This window comes from Kothea flammea (assembly GCF_052161645.1).
Taxonomy (GTDB): Bacteria; Planctomycetota; Planctomycetia; order Pirellulales; family Pirellulaceae; genus Laterigemmans.
The window spans coordinates 1330305-1350198 of sequence record NZ_CP197414.1; the positions used below are offsets into that span (position 1 = coordinate 1330305).

Consider the following 19894-nt stretch of genomic DNA (forward strand, 5'->3'; position numbering starts at 1 on the left):
TCCGTCGTCATGGAGCCTTCAAGCTTGCTCATTGGCCCGTCGCGTCGCCGGTTGGTTCGCTATCTGCTTGTCCTGGCAGCGGCGCGTCACCCACGGCTCGGCCCAGCGCCGCGTTGACTTCGCGATCCAATACGTTAATCAACGACTGATTAATGTGCTTGACCAACAAATCTCGAGTCTCACCAAACAAGCTGTCAATCTTGGCTTGTTCGCTGCGGTTGCTGGAAATGATTTCAGTCTGCCGCTGGGCCATGTCATCGGCCAACTTTTCGTAGCTTGGCTGCTTTCTTAATTGGTTCAATAACTCGGTCGCGCGGGCCGTGTTGCCTTGTTTGATCTGTTGGCGAATGTTGGCGGCCAGCAGCTTGCGAATCGCAACTAAATCAATGATCGAGTTTTGCACTCCGCGGATGTAAGCTTCCGCTTGCAAACGAATGTCGTCGCCAACCAAATCAGCTGACTCCATTTCGGTTTGCCCGGGCACCATCGGCAAGCGGGCCAACACCAACAACCCGTTTTTCACGTAGAGGCGACGCATCGCGACATCCGTTTTTTCGATTAGCAAACGACCGTCCCAGTCGGTTTGACCAATTTTGGTAAACTTATCAGTCTCCAAGTCTCTATCAAATACGTCATAGCCGGCCAAAGGTTGTTGCGGGTCGCCCTTGGCGTGCAGTCTCAAAATAGTATGAGGGAAAAAGGGGCGAACTTTGAGCGCCATGCGGTGGGTGCGGTTAGTTCTTCGCCCCGAAAGCGCGCCGTCGCGGCCGGTGTGGATTTTCATTTCCAGGTTGTCACGTTCGTCCTTGTCAGTGACCAACAGGTACGTCCAGTCGACAATGCCCACGGTAGATGGCTGGCCGGTACGATCATCCTTCCGCAACAGCGGTTGCAGAAAATCGCCCTCTTGGACGTTGGCCGGTGAGTCCTCGCTGGCAATCAGCCCCGCACCCCGCAGTGAACCTTGGACCGTTTTCATGCCCACATCATCGATGCGGACAATGGGTGAGAAGGCATTGCGGATCGCCAGGGCCATCAGTTGTGGCAACTGGCTCGGCGAGGTCACGGTTGCTTCAATAACGGGCCCGGGGTGTCGCATCAGACAATCGATTTCACGGACTGCCAAGCGTTGCTGCGCGTTGTTGCCCTCGAGATAAACCAAGAACACCTTGTCGTACTCGGCGAATACATCTCCCATCCGCTCGGCGACTTCGATCTCCATGATCTTGGGCGTCGGCTCGAGTCCGACCGTCATCCCCCGCGGCAGCAGCATGGCTTCGGTTGTCGGGTCGGCCCAGCGGGTTCGCAAATTCAACAGGTCGGTCGGCTCGCGCTTGATCTTCTCGGTCATGCCGTGCAGCGTCGCATTTTCAGCGATGGTGCCCTGGCGGATCACTTTCTCAACGTGCACTTCGGCGGCCAGAATCGCGTCGATATGTGTTGCCACATCACCTTGAAAGCGAATTCGGGCTGCCTCCGGATGATCACGTTTAATGACCACCACGGGGTCTTCGGAGGTCAGCGATCCGAAATCAATTTGCTCAAAATTGCGAGCTGCAATCGCTGACATACCCGACGGCGCGGCGACAATCTGAGTGTTCCATAGCGAGGCGAAATCACGATCGAGGTACGCTTGCAAGGACCGACCCAATGATTCATTGAGCGTTGTTTCATCAACCCCCGCGATCCATATCAGCACTTCGTAAGGCTTGTAATCCCAGGGCAATTGCTCCTGATATTTATCGGCCGGGGGGCGTTCCTCTTGTGCGCCGGCTGAGCACGCAAGGCACAGGTTGGCCGCAACGATTAGCAGGGCAAATAGTGACCTCATCGATTCAACCTCCAACGATCCACGTTTTGATACAGCGAGACCACGTCGGCTCCCATGCCACCAAGTTCGGTGCGAAAAGCATACGAATCGACCAGCTGCCAGAGGGGAATGACCGGCAGTTCATTGTGGGCGATGAAATGCAGGTCAAAGAGGCGGGTCCGCACTTCACGCCAATTCTTGGCACGTTCCAATCGCCGCAATCCCAAGCCAACAAGTTGATCCCGACTACCGGCGAGCCCGTCGGGGCCAAGTACCCTGCGGGCATCGGTGACCGGTTCCCACAAGGCAACCACTGTGTAAATCAGATCACAGCTATCGTCGGACGGTCGGGCCACTCCCTCCGGTAATTCGACTAACTCGACCGGAATCTCCACCATGTTCAACTGTTGCGCGATCGCTTGGCAAGCGATCCGGGGAAGATCCCCCTTGGGATAACCAAGCCGAATCGGTGTCAGTTCGGCTAGTTCCTCTTTATCCTTTTTGGCTTTCAGCTTCAGCTGTTCCACCGACATCGTTTTCAGCAGCGAGGCGACGCGAGGCTGGTAGGTTCGCGGTACGATCCGTTCGTCATAGGCGTAGGCCAGCGGATCGTCCTGCGAGGTGCCGGCCGGGAATGGACCGGAGACAACGCGGCAACCCGGCACCTCAGCATTCCCCAACAACTCAGTCTTTAAAATTTCTTCGCGACTGATGCCGTATGCAATTGCGCGGCGAAATGTACGGTCTGCCAAATAAGGATGTTCCGATACGGGAATCAACATGTGCACGGTGGGTAGTGGATAGTTGCCAACGCGGATCTCGGGACGCGAAGCGAGCCGTTGGGCATCCGCTGGAAAAAGATGGTCCAAAACATCCAACTCACCACGCAACAAGGCGGTGACCGCGTCGGAAGCATCGTCCTGTTGAATCTCCACCACTTCACGTGGTCGCATTCCTTGATCGGACGCTTGATCTTTCAGCAAGAAACGACGAATGCCCTCTTCGTTGTTGTCGGGGGCTGGGAAGTAGTCGCCCGTTGGTGAACCCTCCGGCAAGCCTGCCCAGCTACCGTCGACTTTGACTCGCAACAATGAGTGCGGCAAGACGTGGGGATGCCTAAGGTAGACCCCCAGGTTGCGAGGTCCGGGGACTGATAACCGGTTTAAGGTGGCAGCCCACGCCGGGATATAGCTCGACGCGTCCCGTTGCGTCATGGCCGTCAGACGATCTCCCAACAGAAACGAATCGACGTTCGCCAGTGGACCGGAAAGCCGCTCAGGGTGTAATTCTAATTGCAATTCCATGCGGTCCGGGGTTTGGTTAAAGTCGCCAAACAGAAAATCATACTCACCACCCTCGGGACCGGCATCACTCATTTCAAACAATGAGCGGTACATAAGCCGCCCGGTGCGTCTCGCGGGCCAGTTGTCGATCCGCGTGGGATCAAGTTCCGTGGCCGCTTGTAACACACCCACGTTGACCAGCGGATAAGCCCGATCGATCTCTTTGACGAGCGCTTCGCCGCCGGGAATGCGTGGATATAGATAAAGACTATCCAGCGCCAACTTGCGGGCGTCGCGCCAACGTTTTGCATCGCGCGCCGCCAACGCCTCTTCACGCTTACTCTCGGCCATCCCCAGGAACTTGCTGTTCCAACGGCGAATCGAACTGACTTGGCTGTCGTCGTAATCCTGCTCGAGTCGAGCTAGTAATTTCTGGGCCGCTTCCAATTGGTCAGCGTCCATCATTCGCTGCATCAGCGTGTCAGTAATTCTGCCGATCGCCGCTAACACAGTTTCAGTCTTATAGTTAGGCGAGATCCGTCGCAGTTCTTCCAGCATTGCCAGCGTGCGTTTGAGATCGCCCCCTTTGAAATCATCTTGAGCGTTCAGCAACAAATACTCACGCCGCATCTCCTCGACGGCTTCGGCGCCAGGGTTGTCGCGGTACAGAATTGCCAAGAACGGGTAGGCGCCGGAAAAATCGGCCCCCTGTTTTCGTTTCTCATACTCTCGCTGCAGACGTTCCTCCCAAAATTCGATCGATTCGATGTCGGCCCATTTGGCTTCGTAAGTCTTGCCCGGCAAGCCTCGCACGGTCATCGCCAATGAGCCGGTCGGCCTGGCGGGAAACTGGCGACCCGGCAAGGGGAGTAATTCAACTTTGGCCCATCCACCTCCGGCTGAACTCTTAAATCGCACCAGGTCATAAGGGTCGGTCTGCAGCAGCTCGATGCCTTCACTTTCCGGTTCGGTTTCGGTCGCGTAGTTGGGAGTAATCTGGGCCCAACTGATTGAGCCTCCCAGCAGCCCAAGGCACGCCGCGGCAAAGAGTAAGGCTCGCAATACGATCTGGCTGATGCTGGCGGGCATGTTAACGCTGGTGGCTGAGTTTCGATTCAAGGAAAGATGCATGGGAATTCAACCTTCCTAGGGCTTGCTGACAACAAAGACGATGCCTTCGGACCCAGGCACTAGCATTTGGCTCCCGGCCACCAGCGGATTACCGGCAAGAGGTTGGCCGACGTCAACGCGACCTTCTACATTTCCGCTGGCCGGATCAACGACCAAAATCCAACCGTCTTGACCAGTGACATATATTTTGCCGTTGACCATTTGTGGGACCGCGGCCGGCTGGCCGCTGGGTACGTCGAGCGACCATTTGATCTCCGCGTTTTCTTCGATCCGGTGCAGCTTACCGTCCGAAGTTTGTAAGATCACAGCCGCACCCGAAGCCGCATCACCGACCGAGACGGGGCCGTAGATAATGCGGTTACCCAACATTTTGCGAGCGGTTTCTTCCAAGCTGTTGACGTTGTAAGTGACTAATAAATCGCCCGCCGCTCCGCCCGCCGCCGCGATCCAGTTTGTGTTACCAGCCGCCGCGGGGCCCAGCAGTCGCTCGCCCATTTTCGTTTTGCTCAGCTCGCGAATCTGCTCACCGACTCGCAAGCGAAACAGCGTGGGCGAATCATCACAGATCAACAATTGCTGGGGATCCGACGGGTTGGGAATGGGGGTCGTCCACTTAACGCGTTGACCGGGGCGCGTGGGCGGCTGGAAGGGGCTGCCCAGCGACATCCCACTTTCCCAGTTCAGCAGCATGATCCGTCCGTTATCCATCGGCAACAGCAACCCGCCCGCCATCAGAATGCTTTCGGCGGAGGTGACCGAGCCTTCGGGGACCATCAGTTGGACCATCCGCAGTTTCTCTCGAGAGCGAGAGGGATCGAGCACCAACAGCTCTTTGGCTGTTTCTTGGTTGAGCAACAGTCGCCTGCGATTACCCGCATCGAGCGGATTGCCGAAACGCAACGCGACGCCGTCACCGCCTGGATTCTCGATCGGTTGCAGTGTGTTGTCGGCGGCCAGGTTTTCGGCTCCCAGTTGATAGAGGGCGGCCTGCGAGGTTACGGCGAATACCGCCCGCGATTCGGGATCAGCGGACAGCAACGCAACTGGTACACCGACGTCATTTTGCCAGAGCACGCTGCCATCACGTGGATCGGCGGCCGTGATCCGCACCCCTTGAGTGCCTCGCATCTGGCGGGCATGGATCAAAGTGTTTTCGATCAAAACGGGTTGGGCAATGAAAGTGTCCGCCTTGTGCTTGACCCAATCTCGCACCACTTTGCCAGTGTTGATTTGCAACTGGTAGCGGGCAATCTGCGAACCGGTCACCCAAATTTCGCTTCGCCCGACGGCCATTTCCGTGGGAGTGGGGCGATCATACGTGGGTACTTGCTCGGCAACGATTGAGACCTTGTTTCGTTCCGCCGAGGGTTCAATGTCCAGCACGCTGACTTGGCCCAAGTCGGTCAGCACAATCAAGCGGCGACCTTGCACGACTGGCGACGTCATCACGTTTCCGGTCAAACGGATTTCGGACTGAGCGACCTCGACGGTGCCAGACTGTTCGTCGACTTTGAGAATGTGTACGAGGCAATAATCAGTGCCCGCATTTTCAAACACGAACAGGTGACCCAGTAATTCAACCGGCGGTACGCGGATCGTGCCCAAGTCATGCCCGACGTAGTACGACTGCACGCAGCTGCCATTGTCAGCACTCAAAGCATATAAGTTGCTATGCTCGGCAGGCACATACATATAGTTGCCGCGGAGTTGCTTGCCGGGGGCTACCTGCAAGGCTTGTGGGATTTGTTTGACCCACCGCGAATCTCCGGTCTGGCTGTCGAGCGCTAACACTCGCCCCGACTCAGTCGTGGTAAAGATCGTGGAGCCATCGACCACCGGAACGCTAAATTTTTCGTTGATCACCGCCCGCCATACGACTTTGTTGTTGGCGATCCGCTGCAGTTCGCCCTGCCGACCATCGCTCAGCAGAACACCGTCGTCGAGCGCATCTCCCAAAGAAACGGGCGGATTATCGATGTTGTAACCGACGAAGCGACGCCACAAGATCTGCCCGCTGTCTGCGGCCACAGCCAACACCGATCCTCGGGCGCGAAGGTAGACCACGCGACCTACCAATTCGGGAATCGAGCGTCCGGTGCGGTTCGCCAGCAGCAGGGATTGGAAGGCACTGTCAGCCAGCGGTTCGGTGCTGACCTGGGGGACTTGTTCAGCCGATTTCACCAACTCTCGCTGAATGGAACTGGCTTCCAGCACCAAACTTGTCAGTTCTGGGTGATCGCTCAATTGACGATACTTGCGAATCAATTCGGTTCGCATGTCGAAGGCGTCTTTGGTTTCTTTCTCGGCAATCGCTTTCTTCATTTCCGCGGTGACTTGGACCAAGTCGCGTTCGCGGGCAATATCTCGCACCACGCGAGCCCTGGTCTCTTCAATGCCGGTGATTCGCGGTCCCAGATTCTTGCGGCTTTCGCTGGAGAAATACATCGGGTTTTCCAGCAACTCAAACCAGTTGTCCAATTGCTGGAGCGTGACCGCTTTATCGTCGGCCATCGACTGGTCGTCTGCTTCCTTCGCTAAATTGGAGCCGATGTCGACGAGCGTGGAGGCAATTTGTTGTCGGTGCGCCTCGAATGCTTCTTCGGTTTCGATCGTGGGGAGCACTTCGCGGGCTTTCTCGACACCCGCGTTGGCGTCGCCCAGCGTGTCTTGAGCGATCACGATCGAAGCGTAGCCAATACGAACACGAGCGGTTGAGATATTTTTGTCGCCCGGATATGCCTCAAGGAACTTTGTGTACACATCGCGAGCGGCCGGATAGTTGGCGTTGTCCCAGGCTTCGTTCGCTTTCTTGATATAGTCTTCGGCGCTCATCCGATTGAGATAAAACACTAATCCTCCGCCGACACCAAGCAGCAAAACAATGATGCCCGCGATGCCGTAAATCCAGACGGAGTCCCACTGGTTGGTTTGTTGTTTTTTGCCACCGCTGCGCTCGCCGGTGGGAACGACGGGATGCGGCGCCATCTCCCCCATGGGGACGTTTTCGTCGACCGCCTCAGCAGTCATCACTTCCGCTTCGACTGGTTCCGCATCGACGACCTCGGCGTCAACCGCGACGGCTTCGGCTACCATTACGTCATCTTCGATGATTGCCGCCTCAGCCACATCTTCTTCGTCGTCATCGACAATGATGGCCACCTGCTCGCCATCCTCGATCACCAGCTCACCGCTGTTCTCGTCATCAGCCAGGCCCAGGTCGAGTTCATCGTTCTCCCCCGCCCTGTTCTCCAAGTCGTCATCATCTCCGCCACGCAGTTCGCCGATCAGCTTGGTCGCTTGAAAACGGGTCAGGTGGCCGTTATCGACTAACAACTTGGCGACTGCTTCGGGTGTCACCCGCGCGCCGCTCTCTTCCAATTGCTGACGAAGGGCTTCGATGATTTCGTGATCCACAGTGCCACTTGACTCCAAGCGGTCAATCAATTCGCGAACGAGCATAGAAACTTCGATCAGTGGAGTAAATTTACAAATGAAGTGACCGTTCATCGATCACCAGGTCACAGTTACCGAACCATTCTCGGCAACACATCGCGATTTGGTCCAAAAGCTAAATGCTTGGCGGCTATATAGGCTTACAGGCTAAAAACCATCAACTTGCGTGACTTGCATCTCTGCGTATTCGCAAATGGCTCCCGCATCCATCGCGTTGACCAACGCCTCCAAGATCGCCTTTTCATGACATTCGATGGAAAGGCGGACTTCACCCGCTAGGCCCGAACGAGCGTCGCGAAGCGCGTTGATCAACGAGGGTTTGCCGGCGACTTCGCGTTCCCAATCGGCGGCGAGCACAAAAAAGCCTCCCCGCTCGTCTACTTGCACAGTCACCATTTCCATCGGTTCGTCCTCCTCCTCCTTGACTGTTTCGCTCGGCGCGTCACTTTGCTGGGGAGGTAAGACCACCGCTTTCTGCAGGCTAAACGAAGCGGTCACCATGAAGAAAATTAGCAGCAGGAAGGTCACGTCCACCATCGGTGTCATGTCCATCTCGGTTTCTTCACGTCCCGCTTTGTTTCCAATCGGCAACGGTTCGAAGCCTTTATCTTCCTCAGCGTTCGAGTCGCTGGGATGTTGTGCGGTGGCCGTCGCCGAGGCGACGGGAATTGCCGCCGCCCAAGGGACTTCCCCGGCACCACTTAAAGCGTCGCGTTGGCGGGCGGCTTGCTTCTGCTGTTTGGCCGCGGCGATTTGCTCGAGCGAGGGCACCGATAATTCGGCATCACAGTGGGGACAGCGCGTGCGTCGTCCGGCCATCCGTTCATTGATGCCGCACCGTTCGCCACACTGAGGGCACTGTATTCTTATGCTCATAGCCATTCATTCCGACAACGCTGCTGGGCGGTTGCTAGTGCTTCGACATGAGGAAGCATTAGTCCTCTTTTACGGCGATATAGGTCGTCTTCAAATTATCAAAACCCTCGAGAATAAATCGTTGCACCCGCGCCACCTCACCAATTGGCACATCGCGGTGGCCGACGATCATGACTTCCTTCTTGCCAGCTTCGAGCTGGCGCGTGAGGTACTCAATCACGTCGTTACGCTGCTGTTCGTCATCATCCTGAAAAGGCGACCCGTCGTAACGTTTCACCGTGGCGCGATCCTCGCTGCCCCGTTCCATGATGATTACTGCCGAGTCGTTTGCTGAAACAGCCACGCCCCGCTGAGCTTCAGGAATGGCTCCCGTCTTGCTGGGATCCATTTTCGAACAGACGACGAAAAAAATTAGCAGCAGGAAGACAATGTCAATCATCGGCGTGATGTCGACTTCATCGTCGCTACTACGTTTTCCGCTCATCTCCAGTGGTTCCGCGGTGGCATCACCGCCAACCTGAAAGGCCATCGCTTAAGCTCCCTGACGGAAGGCCGACGAACGGTCCAAGCCAACCTTGAAAGCTTCGAGGAAACGTGTCAGGCCCGACCCAACCAAGTCCTCCATTTTTTCAATCCGGATGTTGACGCTGGCGATCATCAGGATCAAAGGCACCGCGATCGCCAGCCCGCAGGCTGTCGTCCGCAACGCGATGTTAATGTCAGCCGCCAATGCGGCCGGTTCCACACCTTCGGTATTGGCGGCCAACGTCTGGAACGCACCCATCATCCCGAACACCGTGCCAAACAGACCAATCATCGGTGCGCTCTTGATCACCGTATTGACCCATGACAGGCGATGTTCCAAATCCGAGAGCACGTCCCGCTGGAAACGGTCCAATATCAACTGGCGGACACGATGGTATCCCAATGACTTATTCATTAATGCCAGCTCAATCATCTGAGGCAAGGCACGATCGTCTCCTTCGCAGGCCGCCGCCGCGATATCAAATTTCCCGGCAGCCACCGCACCTTCGATTTCCTCCAGGAATTCTTCTTGCTCGGCTTCACTGCGAAAACGTTTGGCTTTCACGCGACTCCAGACGACCACGATGCAAAACAGCCCCCAAATGGCGACTGCGGCTAGCACCCCATAGACCGAATTAGCGATGATGTCGAAGACCGACACCTCTAGCAACAACATGCATCGATTCCTTAACGAAGGCGAAAGAGATAAGATCTATTTTGCAGCATATTCGACTTCCGCCACGTCGCAATATGCCCCACGCTATTTGCTGGGAAACCGTCCGATTATTCTGCCAAAAATAACGGCCCGTTTTTGATCCCGCCGGCTAAGCCGCGGTTCGCTCTGCGGGATTCAACCCCCGCATAAGCGAAAAGTCTCGGAATCACTGAATCCGGGTATCGTTATTAGCCCTGCTCACAGGCACCGCCTACCAACGCGGCTTGCGGTACTTCTGCTCAATCACCTCAAACATAAATCCTCCGTCTGCCGGACGAGACTCAAAGATCGTTTGGGCAATCTCAGTGACTCGCTCGTGACCACGCTCGCGAGCATACTCGAGTTCAATATTGGCCAGCATGTTTTCCAGATTTTTGGGGATGAACTTTAACATCTGCCGATTGCTCAATCCGACGCCCGCCTTCTGCAAGAGCTGACGGTCGTACTGCATCAAGGGGCCGGGGGATGTCCACATGAAGTACAGTCGTTTTTCCGTTTCACTGTCCCCACGACGTGTTTGCGGCGAACCGGCCAGTCCCTTTGCGTAATCAACACCCTGGATGCTGCCGCCAATGGCGGCAAGTTCGATCTCATAAAAGTCGAGTTGCGTCGCGTAGGAAGTCAGGTTCTTCGCCAAAAACTTTAATTTCCAACGCTCGAACCGCGGCACGATGTCATCGCCCTCCCCTTCAGGACCCGGTTGCCGGTTGTCCCCTTTTCCGGAACCTTGCGTCGTTGCCGAGGCATTGCTGTTGACCGATTCAAACGAGGCGGGGACCGAACTGACCGCATCAGTCACGGCTTGCAGCGTGTCCTCGATCGTTGGTTCTAATAAGTCTTCGACTTCTTCCGCACCAGGTGGCTCGAAGTCTCGCTCAAAGCCCTCCGCATTCTCTCCGCGGCCAGCAGGGTTTTCAATGATTTCCGGGTAGGGAATGACGATCTTGGGTTTGCCGCTGGTCAGCCACAGCAAAAACAGCAAGCCAACCAGAATACCCAAGAAGAGTGCAAAGGCCAGCAGCATCGAGCTGACCTTATCAAACTTGGAGACGACTAGTTCTTGCGGACGCTGAGCCCGTGGCGGCAAATCGGCCGCTTTCTCACGTTGCGGAATGCTGGGTGTAACCCGCTTCGGACTTAGTGTTTGTGACATACGTAACCCAGTTCAGTAAAAGTGACTTGGCTAACCGCGTGGTTCCAGCCAACAGTTCGAAACGCCAGTCGCCCGCCAAAAAATCAACTATGACTCAGCAATTAACTATGACTCAGCAGCAATGATGGCTCGACATCACTCAAGACTCAGTAATCAAAAAAGACGTAGCCCGGGTCGATCCGGTTGTACCAATCTTGCCAGTTCTTCACCGCTTTGCGGACCTCGTTTTTGTCGGCATCGAGCGGCATGCCAAAGCCGGTCAAGCGACGGCTGATGAACCGCAACCCGTCACGGGCAAAACGACGCGTCGTGAAGTCGGGATCGGTGAGGGCATAAATCAGCGAAGGCACGGCATCCAACGCATCGCTTTGCGCCAACAGTCGCACGGCAACTTGTCGTGCTTTGTGCGAGTCACTGCCCCGCGCCACACGCTCCAGCCGCGCCAGTTGCTTTTTGCGTTCCTCGCGATCCTCCGCCAATTTCAGGTTTTCAGGAATCGATCCGGCGTCCAATTTGGAGGCGTCCTCACCTTCCAGCAAACTTAACAAGTCTGTCACCACAACGGCCGACGGAGCCGCTGTAATTTGAGTCCCTTGGCGTCGAATGTCGGTGGTGTCTTTGGGCAATTCGTACCCACCAGCCATCAACCCTTCGCCCATGTCACCGATCGCTTTCTTAGTGCTGCGAATTAGAAACAAGACGGAAAAACAAGTCGAAATTTGGCCGTTTGAGTGGGACATGTCGGGAGGGTTGCCCCACGATCCATCGGGCAGCTGATAGCCCCGCAACATCTCCACTCCTTCATTATACCAGAGCGGCTCTTTCTCTTGTTTGCCGAGGGCGACTTCCAAGAAACTCTTGTAACGTTCCAGCGTGTAGATGTAATAGTAAAACCAAGATTTCCCCCCGGGACGACGATAGGGCGAACGGGCAAAGTGGGCTTCGGTGGCTTTGATGTACTGCATCAACGTTTCACCGGGAATATTAAAGCTTTCCCGTTTCCGCTTCATTTCCTCAACGTCGGTTTGTTCTTTCAAAGCTGGCGGCAAACCTTCCACGTCAGGCTTGAGCTGTTTGGCCGAACGCCACAGCCCAAAGAAATCTCCCCCAATCAGTACACTCCCGGCACCGGCACTGGTCAGCGAGTGGCTCATCGATGGGTCTTGCTTGACTCGCAAGCCGACGCGACCCGAGTCGGTCGGTTTGTAAGGCCATTGGCCGCTGGGGTCTTGAGTCCTCAGTAGCCACTCCGTGGCCCGCTTCATGGCCGCTTTGGGCACGCTGAAGTCAGCTTGGTCCAAGGACCACATTGCCAACACGCAGTACTGGGTCTGCGAGGTATCGCCGAGTTGTTCGTTTAAGTAGCCGAAACCACCGTGTGACTTTTGCACGGCGACCAGGGCGTTGGCCAGTAATTGAATGTCGTTGGCTAAACCCACCGCGTCGAAATCAATCATCAACAAGATCGCCACGGAGGTTTCGTAGGTGATCTCCGTTTTGGTTGGCAGTCCGCCGGCCGATCTGACGCGGCGAGCCAGGGCGCGAGCCGTTTGCACGCCAGCGGTGACAACAGGATGGTTTGGATCTTGGCGAACTTTGTAGTGGGTGTAAGCGGCCAGCATGAGGCCGCCCTCGTGCGTGGGGTCGGTGCCAATCCCAGCCGGCTCCGCTTGTTCTTTTTCCAGATACGCAATGCCGCGATCCACCATGTCGAGCACAACGGGGCTGTCAGGTGTGTAAGCATGTCCATGCGAGGCGAGCGGGCCCGCCGCGAGGAGGCTGACAGCGACAACCAGTATCAGTCGCCACGATCCCGGTAATTGCTCCGCAAAACGTTTCATGGAAGACTTCTCGACGAAAAAAAAGACAAGTGAGCCGATCTCTGACTAATAATATAGCTATTGCGACACCCGAATAGTAACCTGATCGCTCGGAAAAGCGCAAGTCGGCAATAAATTCAGTGAGAATCTTGCCGGAAAAAGTCGGATCCCGTTGACATGTAAGGGCGTCCCTTTCTAGGATTCCACCTATGCAATCGCATGTCGGGCACAGCATTGTCCGGCTGCGCTCGCTGTTGGTTGGGTAGCTCAGTCGGTAGAGCACTGCACTGAAAATGCAGGTGTCGGCGGTTCGAACCCGCCCCCAACCACTGAAGAAAACCCCGGAAAAATAAGTGTTTTCCGGGGTTTTTTCGTGTTTCTGTCCCGCTGCCGAGCAATCCGCGGAGGCTATTTACCAGTCGGTAACGTGCGCTGATGGGTGAGTTTTTAAGCTTCGATCGGCTGGATGATGATCGAATACCACCCGGTGGAGTAGGTCTCAAACCCGGGTGCTTTGGCGTGTCCCACGCATACATTCCGGTCGCCAAAGCGGGTCTGATAAAATCCTTTGGCGGTTTGGCGGATACGTTCCCATTCGGGTAGCTGTAACGATTCGCCAATCCGGTGCCCCCGATTGCTGGCCAGAATTTGGCCGCGATCATCGACGATGTAACATTCGGTCGTCTTTTGCTCGGAAGGTCGCACGGGAATGTTGTTGAGAATTGGGTCGGCCAAGCCTCGCCAGTCAAACAGGATTCCCAGGGCGCCGAGGATGCGTCCCTGGCTCTCGCCCCCCTCGCGGACTCCGCAGGAGTAAACCAGGGCTGCTTTTTGATCGATCAAACTGGAAAGGTGGGCGGTTTGAAAACCATAGTCATCACCACTCCGCGACGTGATTGCTTGCGAGAACCAAGGTGCATTGCCCTGTTCCGCTCCGGTTGATTGGAAACGGTCGGGGCGTCCATTGGCGACCACTCGGCCGTTGGCATCGCACAGCACCAGATCATGGTAGACGGTGTAGGCGTCGAGAATTACGCCCAAACGTTTGCTGGCAAATTGAATCGCATCAGGAGTGGGGTCGGCGAGCGCGTCGACGAGGCTGCCGTCGGTGGCCCACCACCGCACATCGCAGGTTCGTTCGTAAAGATTGCGGTCAATCAAATCGATGTTGACCAACGCCAAGTCGCTCAACCGCGTGCCGCGAATCGCTGTCTCGATCATTTCGATCAAGGCCGAAGTTTCCGAGCGAGTGCGATGGGCCATCTCGTTGGCGATTTCCGACGTCCGATCCGAGAGGTTCTGCATCTCTTCAGCGACGACGCTGAAGGCCGCTCCGTAAGTGCCGGCGCGAGCCGCTTCGATCCTCGCGTTCAGAGCCAAAATTTTGGTCTCCGCATTGACCGAATGCAGTTCACCAATAGCCGACTCAAGGGCTACGGAGATGTCGCCAACCATTTCGGTAACGCTGCGGTCTTGAGCCGGATTGCCCGCTTTCGGCCCACCTTTTGCGAGGGATGAACCTTTGAGAGCAGTTGCTTTCGCTGCTGTTTGTGTTTTGGAAGCAGCTTGCGATTTCGGTGTCGAGGTTGTTGCTGTTGTCATGGTGGGCAGTGAATCGAGTGCACTGATTGGGAATCGTTAGGTAGGAGTGACATGTCCCGTCAAAAACAGTCACCACGGAGGACAACCGTTGATGACCGGCGATCATGGCTGCGAGACCGGTCTCACGGCTGGAGTCGCCGCATCACGGCAAACTGGTGGCTCGCCACAAGTGTCTCGCAAACGTAGCACGCCAATTTGGGAGCGGTCGGAAGAAAGGCGAGGGAGCAGGCGGATGGTTTGCCAACTCGGGGTGGCATTTTCCGCTCAATCATCAAACCCCGCGCATCACTGCTGCTTTGCATCATCGTTAGATTTGTCGCAACGCGCAGATTACGCACTCCCTGTTGGACATCGCGGCAACCACCCCTATTTTGCTCGCACACCCTCGCTCGCCGCGGTCTAGGTTTACCACAGGTGCTTTTCACAAGGCTTTGTTCTTCTGCCCAACAGCTTGAAGTCAGTCGCAATGCTTCCAAGTTCGTTTTCTTCAATGGACACATCGTCGCCAGCGGTTGCGAATCCCGCATTTGCAAATGCCCCGGTTAGTCAGGCCGCAGCTGGTCAGCGGGAGGTCGCCGCCGGTGAACGATTCAACCAGGGTGCGCCCGCTCCGCTGCTTTCCCAGCACGCGATATGCAAATTGGGAATCGATCGTCGGTTTAGTGAGTTACGGCTGTTAGGCAGTGGCGGACATTGTGATGTCTATGGTTGCTATGACGCGTTGCGAGAGCAAGAGTTAGCGCTCAAGCGATTGGGCAGCCAGCGTACGAACCGTCAAGCTGATCGCGCCAGATTTCTTTTGGAACCGGCCGTGCTGGGGCATTTAAATCATAAGACCATACCTAACGTTTACGAAGTTTTTCCCGAACGCATGGTCAAGCCTTACTTTACCATGGAGTGGATTTCGGGAGTCGATCTTTGTCGCGTGCTGCGGGGACTCCAGCAAGGCAATGCGGCAACCATGGCTGACTATCCTTTACGCCGCTTGTTGGAGATGGTTTGCAACGTGGCGGATGGACTCTCCGTGGCGCACGCAGCTGGGATCATCCATCGTGATGTGAAACCCGAAAACTTGATGTTGACCAGCGGCGGAGGTGTCAAGATCGTTGATTGGGGCGTGGTGCTTTGTTTACCCACCAGCGGCGGTTACTTGGAGTCGCTCGACAGCGAGGCGCAGGAAAAGTCGCAGCCCCAGCGGGAGCGACGGCGGCACCACTATCGTTTAACCGAAGTCGGCCAGCAGGTCGGTACGCCACTCTACATGGCACCCGAGCAGATCGACAATCATCTCGCAATCGACCAGCGAGCCGACATCTTCAGCCTGGGCGCGGTGCTGTACGACTGCTTGGCACTCACCACTTTGATTCGTGGCCAAACTCGCGGTGACGCTTTTCGCTACACGATGGCTGGCGATTACTTGCCACCGAGCCAAGTCACTTTGCGCGCCTCGGTGCCGGCTGGTGTCGAAGGAGTCTGCTTGCGGGCGGTGGCCCCCGACCGTCGTGATCGTTTTGCCGACATGAACGAATTCGCTCAAGCGTTGCGGGCGGAGTTAGCAAGACTCTAAAGAACCGCGTGGAATCTGCCCCGGTTCTCGGCTACCCTGTGGGCTCATCAGTCTTTCGCTGGCAGCCCCAAGGAACCGAGCCGCATGTGGACGTTTTTTGCTTTCTTTTTTCTAGCCTCACTACTGAGCGAATCACTGCTCCGGTTGTCCGCTTCTGAATTGGACTTGCCGCTCATGCCCGGGATGACGCTCTTATCTGGGCTGGCCCTGGCTTGTTTGGCCGGCACTTTTTTTTGCAGTTGCGTTTCGGTCCTGATGTTTTGGTGGGACAAACGGGCTGCGCAGTTGCAGCGGCGGCGAATTGCTGAACGTACGCTGCAGATTTGGTCGCTGCTGGGCGGCTGGCCGGGGGCCTTCTGGGCCCGGCAGCGCTTCCGGCATAAATCCCAGAAACAGCCATTTAGCGCAATCTTATGGGGCACCGCCTGCTTAAACGTTGTGGCCTGGGGAACAGTTTTTTGGTTCGCCGGCACGCGTTAGGTAAACTGGCTGCCCGTCAGCTAAACTGGCGGTGATTGGCTCTTTGGTTTGGCTCGTGCGGGCTCTCGACGGAACGTTTTTTCTCGTAAAACTTTGGGCGTTCGGTTGACGATCGCGTTTCGACTGGACTACAAGAGGCAGTTGCTTCCCCGGCAATCCTGGCTACTTCCCGCTGTTGTGCCAATTGTGAAAGTTTGAAACTGATGAAAAATTGCCAATTCGCAGCACTGTTGGCTGTGTTTTCTCTATCGCTAGGTCTACTCGGAGCGGCCGCCCCGGCAGCCTGGGCTCAGGATGACGCGTCACCGATCGCGGAAACCCCCGCTGATCCGTCTGAGGCCGATCCGTCCGAGAGTGATCCGCCGCCAATTGATATGGGGGAAGCTGCGGGCGCTTCCGCTGCTCCGGATGATGCCCAAGCAAGCGGCGAAGAGGGTGCCGAGGATTCAGCAGCGACTACCGACGAGGAGCCGGCCAGTTGGATTCAGCAAGTCGATGGGTGGTTTGGTACTTATTTGGTAACTCCCGTTGCCGCTGTCATCTTTTTTGATTTTGGCACTTCGAATTGGTTGGGAGTTTCGATTCCTTTTGTCGTCGTATGGTTGCTGTGCGGCGGCGTGTTTCTCACCATCCGCATGCGATTTATTAACTTTCGCGCGTTTGGTCACGCGGTCCGACTGACGCGTGGGGACTACGACGACCCCGACGAACCGGGCGAAGTCAGTCACTTTCAAGCGTTGGCGGCGGCCTTGTCGGCGACCGTTGGTTTGGGAAATATTGCCGGGGTGGCGATCGCCATCGGCACCGGCGGTCCGGGAGCCACGTTATGGATCGTGATGATCGGCTTGCTGGGGATGACGGCTAAGTTCACCGAGTGCACGTTGGGCCAACTCTATCGCGTCAAGGATGCCGAAGGAAACGTGTTGGGTGGACCGATGCGTTATCTGCGGCACGGCTTGGAGGACATGGGGATGCCGCTGCTGGGCAAAGTCTTGGCGGTCATCTTTATGTTGCTTTGCATCGGTGCCAGCTTTGGTGGCGGGAATTCGTTCCAAGTCGGTCAGTCGCTCGAGGCGATTCGCGGCGACATCGGCTTGCTGCAAGATTACCCCTGGATTTATGGCCTCGTGATGGCCGCGCTTGTTGGCGTGGTCATCATCGGTGGGATCAAGAGTATTGGCGCGGTGGCGGGTAAAATTGTCCCCGTCATGTGTTTTGCTTACGTGGCCGCTTGTCTTTACATCTTGCTGGCGAATGTCACGGCCATTCCAGCAGCAATCGGTTTGATTTTCAGCGAAGCCTTTTCGCCAAACGCCGCTTACGGTGGTTTTCTAGGAGTCTTGGTGATCGGCATTAAGCGGGCCGTGTTCAGCAACGAAGCTGGGGTGGGTTCGGCCGCTATCGCCCACTCGGCCGCAAAGACAGATGAACCGGTCAGCGAAGGGATCGTCGCCCTGCTCGAACCCTTCATCGATACCGTCGTGGTCTGCACCATCACTTCATTGGTGGTGATCATCACGGGTGCTTACAGCGCGCCCGAAGTCGCTGGCGCAATCGCCGATGACGAAGGCGCCAAGGTAACGCTGTATGCTTTCACCACTGGCGGTTACGACTGGTTCCGTTACATCCTCTACGCGGCGGTCGTCCTCTTTGCTTATTCCACTTGCATCAGTTGGTCTTACTACGGCGAACGTTGCTGGGCACAATTGTTTGGCCCCGGCACATCGCTGGTCTACAAAGGCTTATTTCTGTTGTTCACTTTCCTCGGGTCGGTCGTCACTCGCGGTAACATTCTCGCTTTCAGTGACCTCATGATCTTGGGGATGAGCCTGCCTAACTTGCTGGGCGTGTTTATTCTCAGCGGCCTGGTCAAGCGGCGTCTAGACGATTATTGGGGTCGGGTCAAGCGTGGTCAGGTCAAGACGCACGCCCAACAATTGGCTGCCGGTGAAACGCATCCCCATGGGGCGTTGCCGAGCGATCACGATCACGAATAGGCGACTGTTTCCTCGGTAGGAAAGTAATCCTCCACCACCTGCTGGAATTGCTGGCCGGTGGTGACCGTGGCCACGTTGCTGCGAAAGTGCCTTGCGCCCCGTTTGCCTTGCGCATAGCAACAGGCGTACTTACGCATCAACACAGTCCCCTTCTCTTCACCAAACCGCTCGACGACTAATTGGTAATGCCGCAACATGCATTGCCGCTGTTCTTCCAACGTTGGCTCCGGCGGAATCGCTTCACCACGCAGGGCGGCGGCCGCGTGGGCAAACAGCCAAGGGCGACCCAGCGAAGCCCGCGCGATCATAACTCCGTCGACTTCATAGCGACGGAACGCTTCGACCACTTTTTCCGCAGAGTCAAGGTCGCCGTTACCGATCAACGGAATCGAGTTCAAGTGCGACTTGATTTCGCTGATCCGGTTCCAGTCGGCACACCCTTTGAAGAAATCTTGCGCGGTGCGGCCATGCACCGTCAACGCGGCCGCTCCGGCTTCTTCGACCACTTTGGCGATCTCGTTGGCGTTAATGTTGTCGCGGGTGCAGCCCAAGCGAATTTTGGCTGTCACGGGTGTTGGCTGGCAAGCGGCTACCAGTTGACTGATGATCTGAAACATGCGGTTCGGTTCGCGTAACAGATAGCTACCGCTGTGCGCTTTCTCTGTGACCTGGCGAACGGGACAACCAAAGTTGATGTCGACCACGCTAACTCGATATTCTTCCACCAGTCGCCGGCCAACCTTTGCCATCGTCTCTGGATCATTGTCCCAGATTTGCACCGCCAGCGGACGTGGTTCGTCAGCCACTCCCCACAATCGTTCCGGATGCTCCGCCTCGTGCTCGTCCAACCAAACAAAGCCTCTGGCGTTCACCATCTCGGTCGCCAACAATCCGGCTCCGCCGAAGCCGCGTACGATCTGGCGAAAGGCGAAATTGGTAAAACCCGCCATTGGCGCTTGCAGGATGGGGGGATCAACGACTAAATCGCCGATCCGCAGCGGTGCGGGGGGGAACTGGGGCATGGACGGGGCTCAAACTCGAATCTGAAGAAATTTGCCAAGCAAACGGGTCTGGTGTCGAATAGATTCTAACCGGCAACAGAGTGTTCGTCGCACGTAACGTCTCATTGGAGCCACAAATGGCCGTGCTGTTCAACCCATTTTTGATCCCAATCGTGGCCTTGATTGGTTACTTTTTGTATCGCATGGTCGATTCGATTGCTCAGGCCATGTCCGCATCGAGCCAACACCGCGTGGACGCCGAGCTGAAAATGACGTTGGCTAACCGGGGCATGTCGGCGGAAGAAATTCAGCGTGTCGTCTCTGTGGGCCGCGAGCCAGGCCGCGGCAATTTCGACGAGACGGCTCCCTACCCCCAGCAGGCACCTCTGCACCAGACCAATGCCTACTACGGAGAGCCTCTGCCACCTCACAAACGGCCCAGTCAAACTGCCGCTGCCGTTGATTAAACACTAGCCCTGCA

At 56.3% G+C, this 19894-nt stretch carries 14 protein-coding genes and 1 tRNA gene; 5 read left to right on the forward strand and 10 right to left on the reverse strand.

Annotation, left to right across the window (positions count from 1 at the left end; all coding sequences use genetic code 11):
• Positions 1 to 28: 28 nt before the first annotated feature.
• The 8 genes from SH139x_RS04695 to SH139x_RS04730 form a co-directional block, all read right to left on the reverse strand.
• Positions 29 to 1831 carry a hypothetical protein gene (locus SH139x_RS04695; protein WP_488354131.1) on the reverse strand — a complete coding sequence of 601 codons (1803 nt, stop codon included), beginning with the start codon at positions 1829 to 1831 and terminating at the stop codon, positions 29 to 31.
• On the reverse strand, positions 1828 to 4224 hold the full coding sequence (locus SH139x_RS04700) for an ABC transporter substrate-binding protein (RefSeq protein WP_488354132.1): 2397 nt from the start codon (positions 4222 to 4224) through the stop codon (positions 1828 to 1830). Before SH139x_RS04700 ends, SH139x_RS04695 begins: the two co-directional genes overlap by 4 nt.
• Positions 4225 to 4239: 15 nt before the next feature.
• On the reverse strand, positions 4240 to 7683 hold the full coding sequence (locus SH139x_RS04705) for an outer membrane protein assembly factor BamB family protein (protein ID WP_488354133.1): 3444 nt from the start codon (positions 7681 to 7683) through the stop codon (positions 4240 to 4242).
• Positions 7684 to 7824: 141 nt separating this feature from the next.
• Complete coding sequence (locus SH139x_RS04710) at positions 7825 to 8553, reverse strand: ExbD/TolR family protein (RefSeq protein ID WP_488354134.1); 729 nt, start codon at positions 8551 to 8553, stop codon at positions 7825 to 7827.
• Between the two features lie 58 nt (positions 8554 to 8611).
• Positions 8612 to 9082 (reverse strand): ExbD/TolR family protein, encoded by a 471-nt coding sequence (locus SH139x_RS04715; RefSeq protein WP_488354135.1) that lies wholly within the window; start codon positions 9080 to 9082, stop codon positions 8612 to 8614.
• Between the two features lie 3 nt (positions 9083 to 9085).
• The gene (locus SH139x_RS04720) at positions 9086 to 9754 is read right to left on the reverse strand and encodes a MotA/TolQ/ExbB proton channel family protein (protein WP_488354136.1); all 669 of its coding nucleotides are present in this window, start codon (positions 9752 to 9754) and stop codon (positions 9086 to 9088) included.
• A 250-nt stretch (positions 9755 to 10004) separates the two neighbouring features.
• Complete coding sequence (locus tag SH139x_RS04725) at positions 10005 to 10946, reverse strand: hypothetical protein (RefSeq protein WP_488354137.1); 942 nt, start codon at positions 10944 to 10946, stop codon at positions 10005 to 10007.
• A 146-nt stretch (positions 10947 to 11092) separates the two neighbouring features.
• Positions 11093 to 12787: a hypothetical protein gene (locus SH139x_RS04730; protein ID WP_488354138.1), complete on the reverse strand. Its 1695-nt coding sequence runs from the start codon at positions 12785 to 12787 to the stop codon at positions 11093 to 11095.
• A gap of 235 nt (positions 12788 to 13022) precedes the next feature.
• Here SH139x_RS04730 and SH139x_RS04735 point away from each other — a divergent pair.
• A tRNA-Phe gene (locus SH139x_RS04735) sits at positions 13023 to 13095 on the forward strand.
• 118 nt (positions 13096 to 13213) lie between these two features.
• Here the strand turns inward: SH139x_RS04735 and SH139x_RS04740 are convergent.
• On the reverse strand, positions 13214 to 14368 hold the full coding sequence (locus tag SH139x_RS04740) for a methyl-accepting chemotaxis protein (protein WP_488354139.1): 1155 nt from the start codon (positions 14366 to 14368) through the stop codon (positions 13214 to 13216).
• A gap of 490 nt (positions 14369 to 14858) precedes the next feature.
• Between SH139x_RS04740 and SH139x_RS04745 the strand changes: the two genes are divergently transcribed.
• From SH139x_RS04745 to SH139x_RS04755, 3 genes are all read left to right on the forward strand, one after another.
• Positions 14859 to 15935 (forward strand): serine/threonine-protein kinase, encoded by a 1077-nt coding sequence (locus tag SH139x_RS04745; RefSeq protein WP_488354140.1) that lies wholly within the window; start codon positions 14859 to 14861, stop codon positions 15933 to 15935.
• Between the two features lie 183 nt (positions 15936 to 16118).
• Positions 16119 to 16415 (forward strand): DUF1294 domain-containing protein, encoded by a 297-nt coding sequence (locus tag SH139x_RS04750; protein ID WP_488356159.1) that lies wholly within the window; start codon positions 16119 to 16121, stop codon positions 16413 to 16415.
• Positions 16416 to 16618: 203 nt separating this feature from the next.
• Positions 16619 to 18412, forward strand: a complete 1794-nt coding sequence (locus SH139x_RS04755; protein ID WP_488354141.1) for an alanine/glycine:cation symporter family protein — start codon at positions 16619 to 16621, stop codon at positions 18410 to 18412.
• On the opposite strand, the gene dusB is transcribed toward SH139x_RS04755, so the two are convergent.
• Positions 18403 to 19434 (reverse strand): tRNA dihydrouridine synthase DusB, encoded by a 1032-nt coding sequence (dusB, locus tag SH139x_RS04760; protein WP_488354142.1) that lies wholly within the window; start codon positions 19432 to 19434, stop codon positions 18403 to 18405. The two genes, SH139x_RS04755 and dusB, sit on opposite strands and share 10 nt — an antisense overlap.
• Before the next feature lie 116 nt (positions 19435 to 19550).
• Here dusB and SH139x_RS04765 point away from each other — a divergent pair, with 116 nt between their 5' ends.
• A complete protein-coding gene (locus SH139x_RS04765; protein WP_488354143.1) occupies positions 19551 to 19880 on the forward strand; it encodes a hypothetical protein in 330 nt (109 codons plus the stop codon).
• Positions 19881 to 19894: the final 14 nt, after the last annotated feature.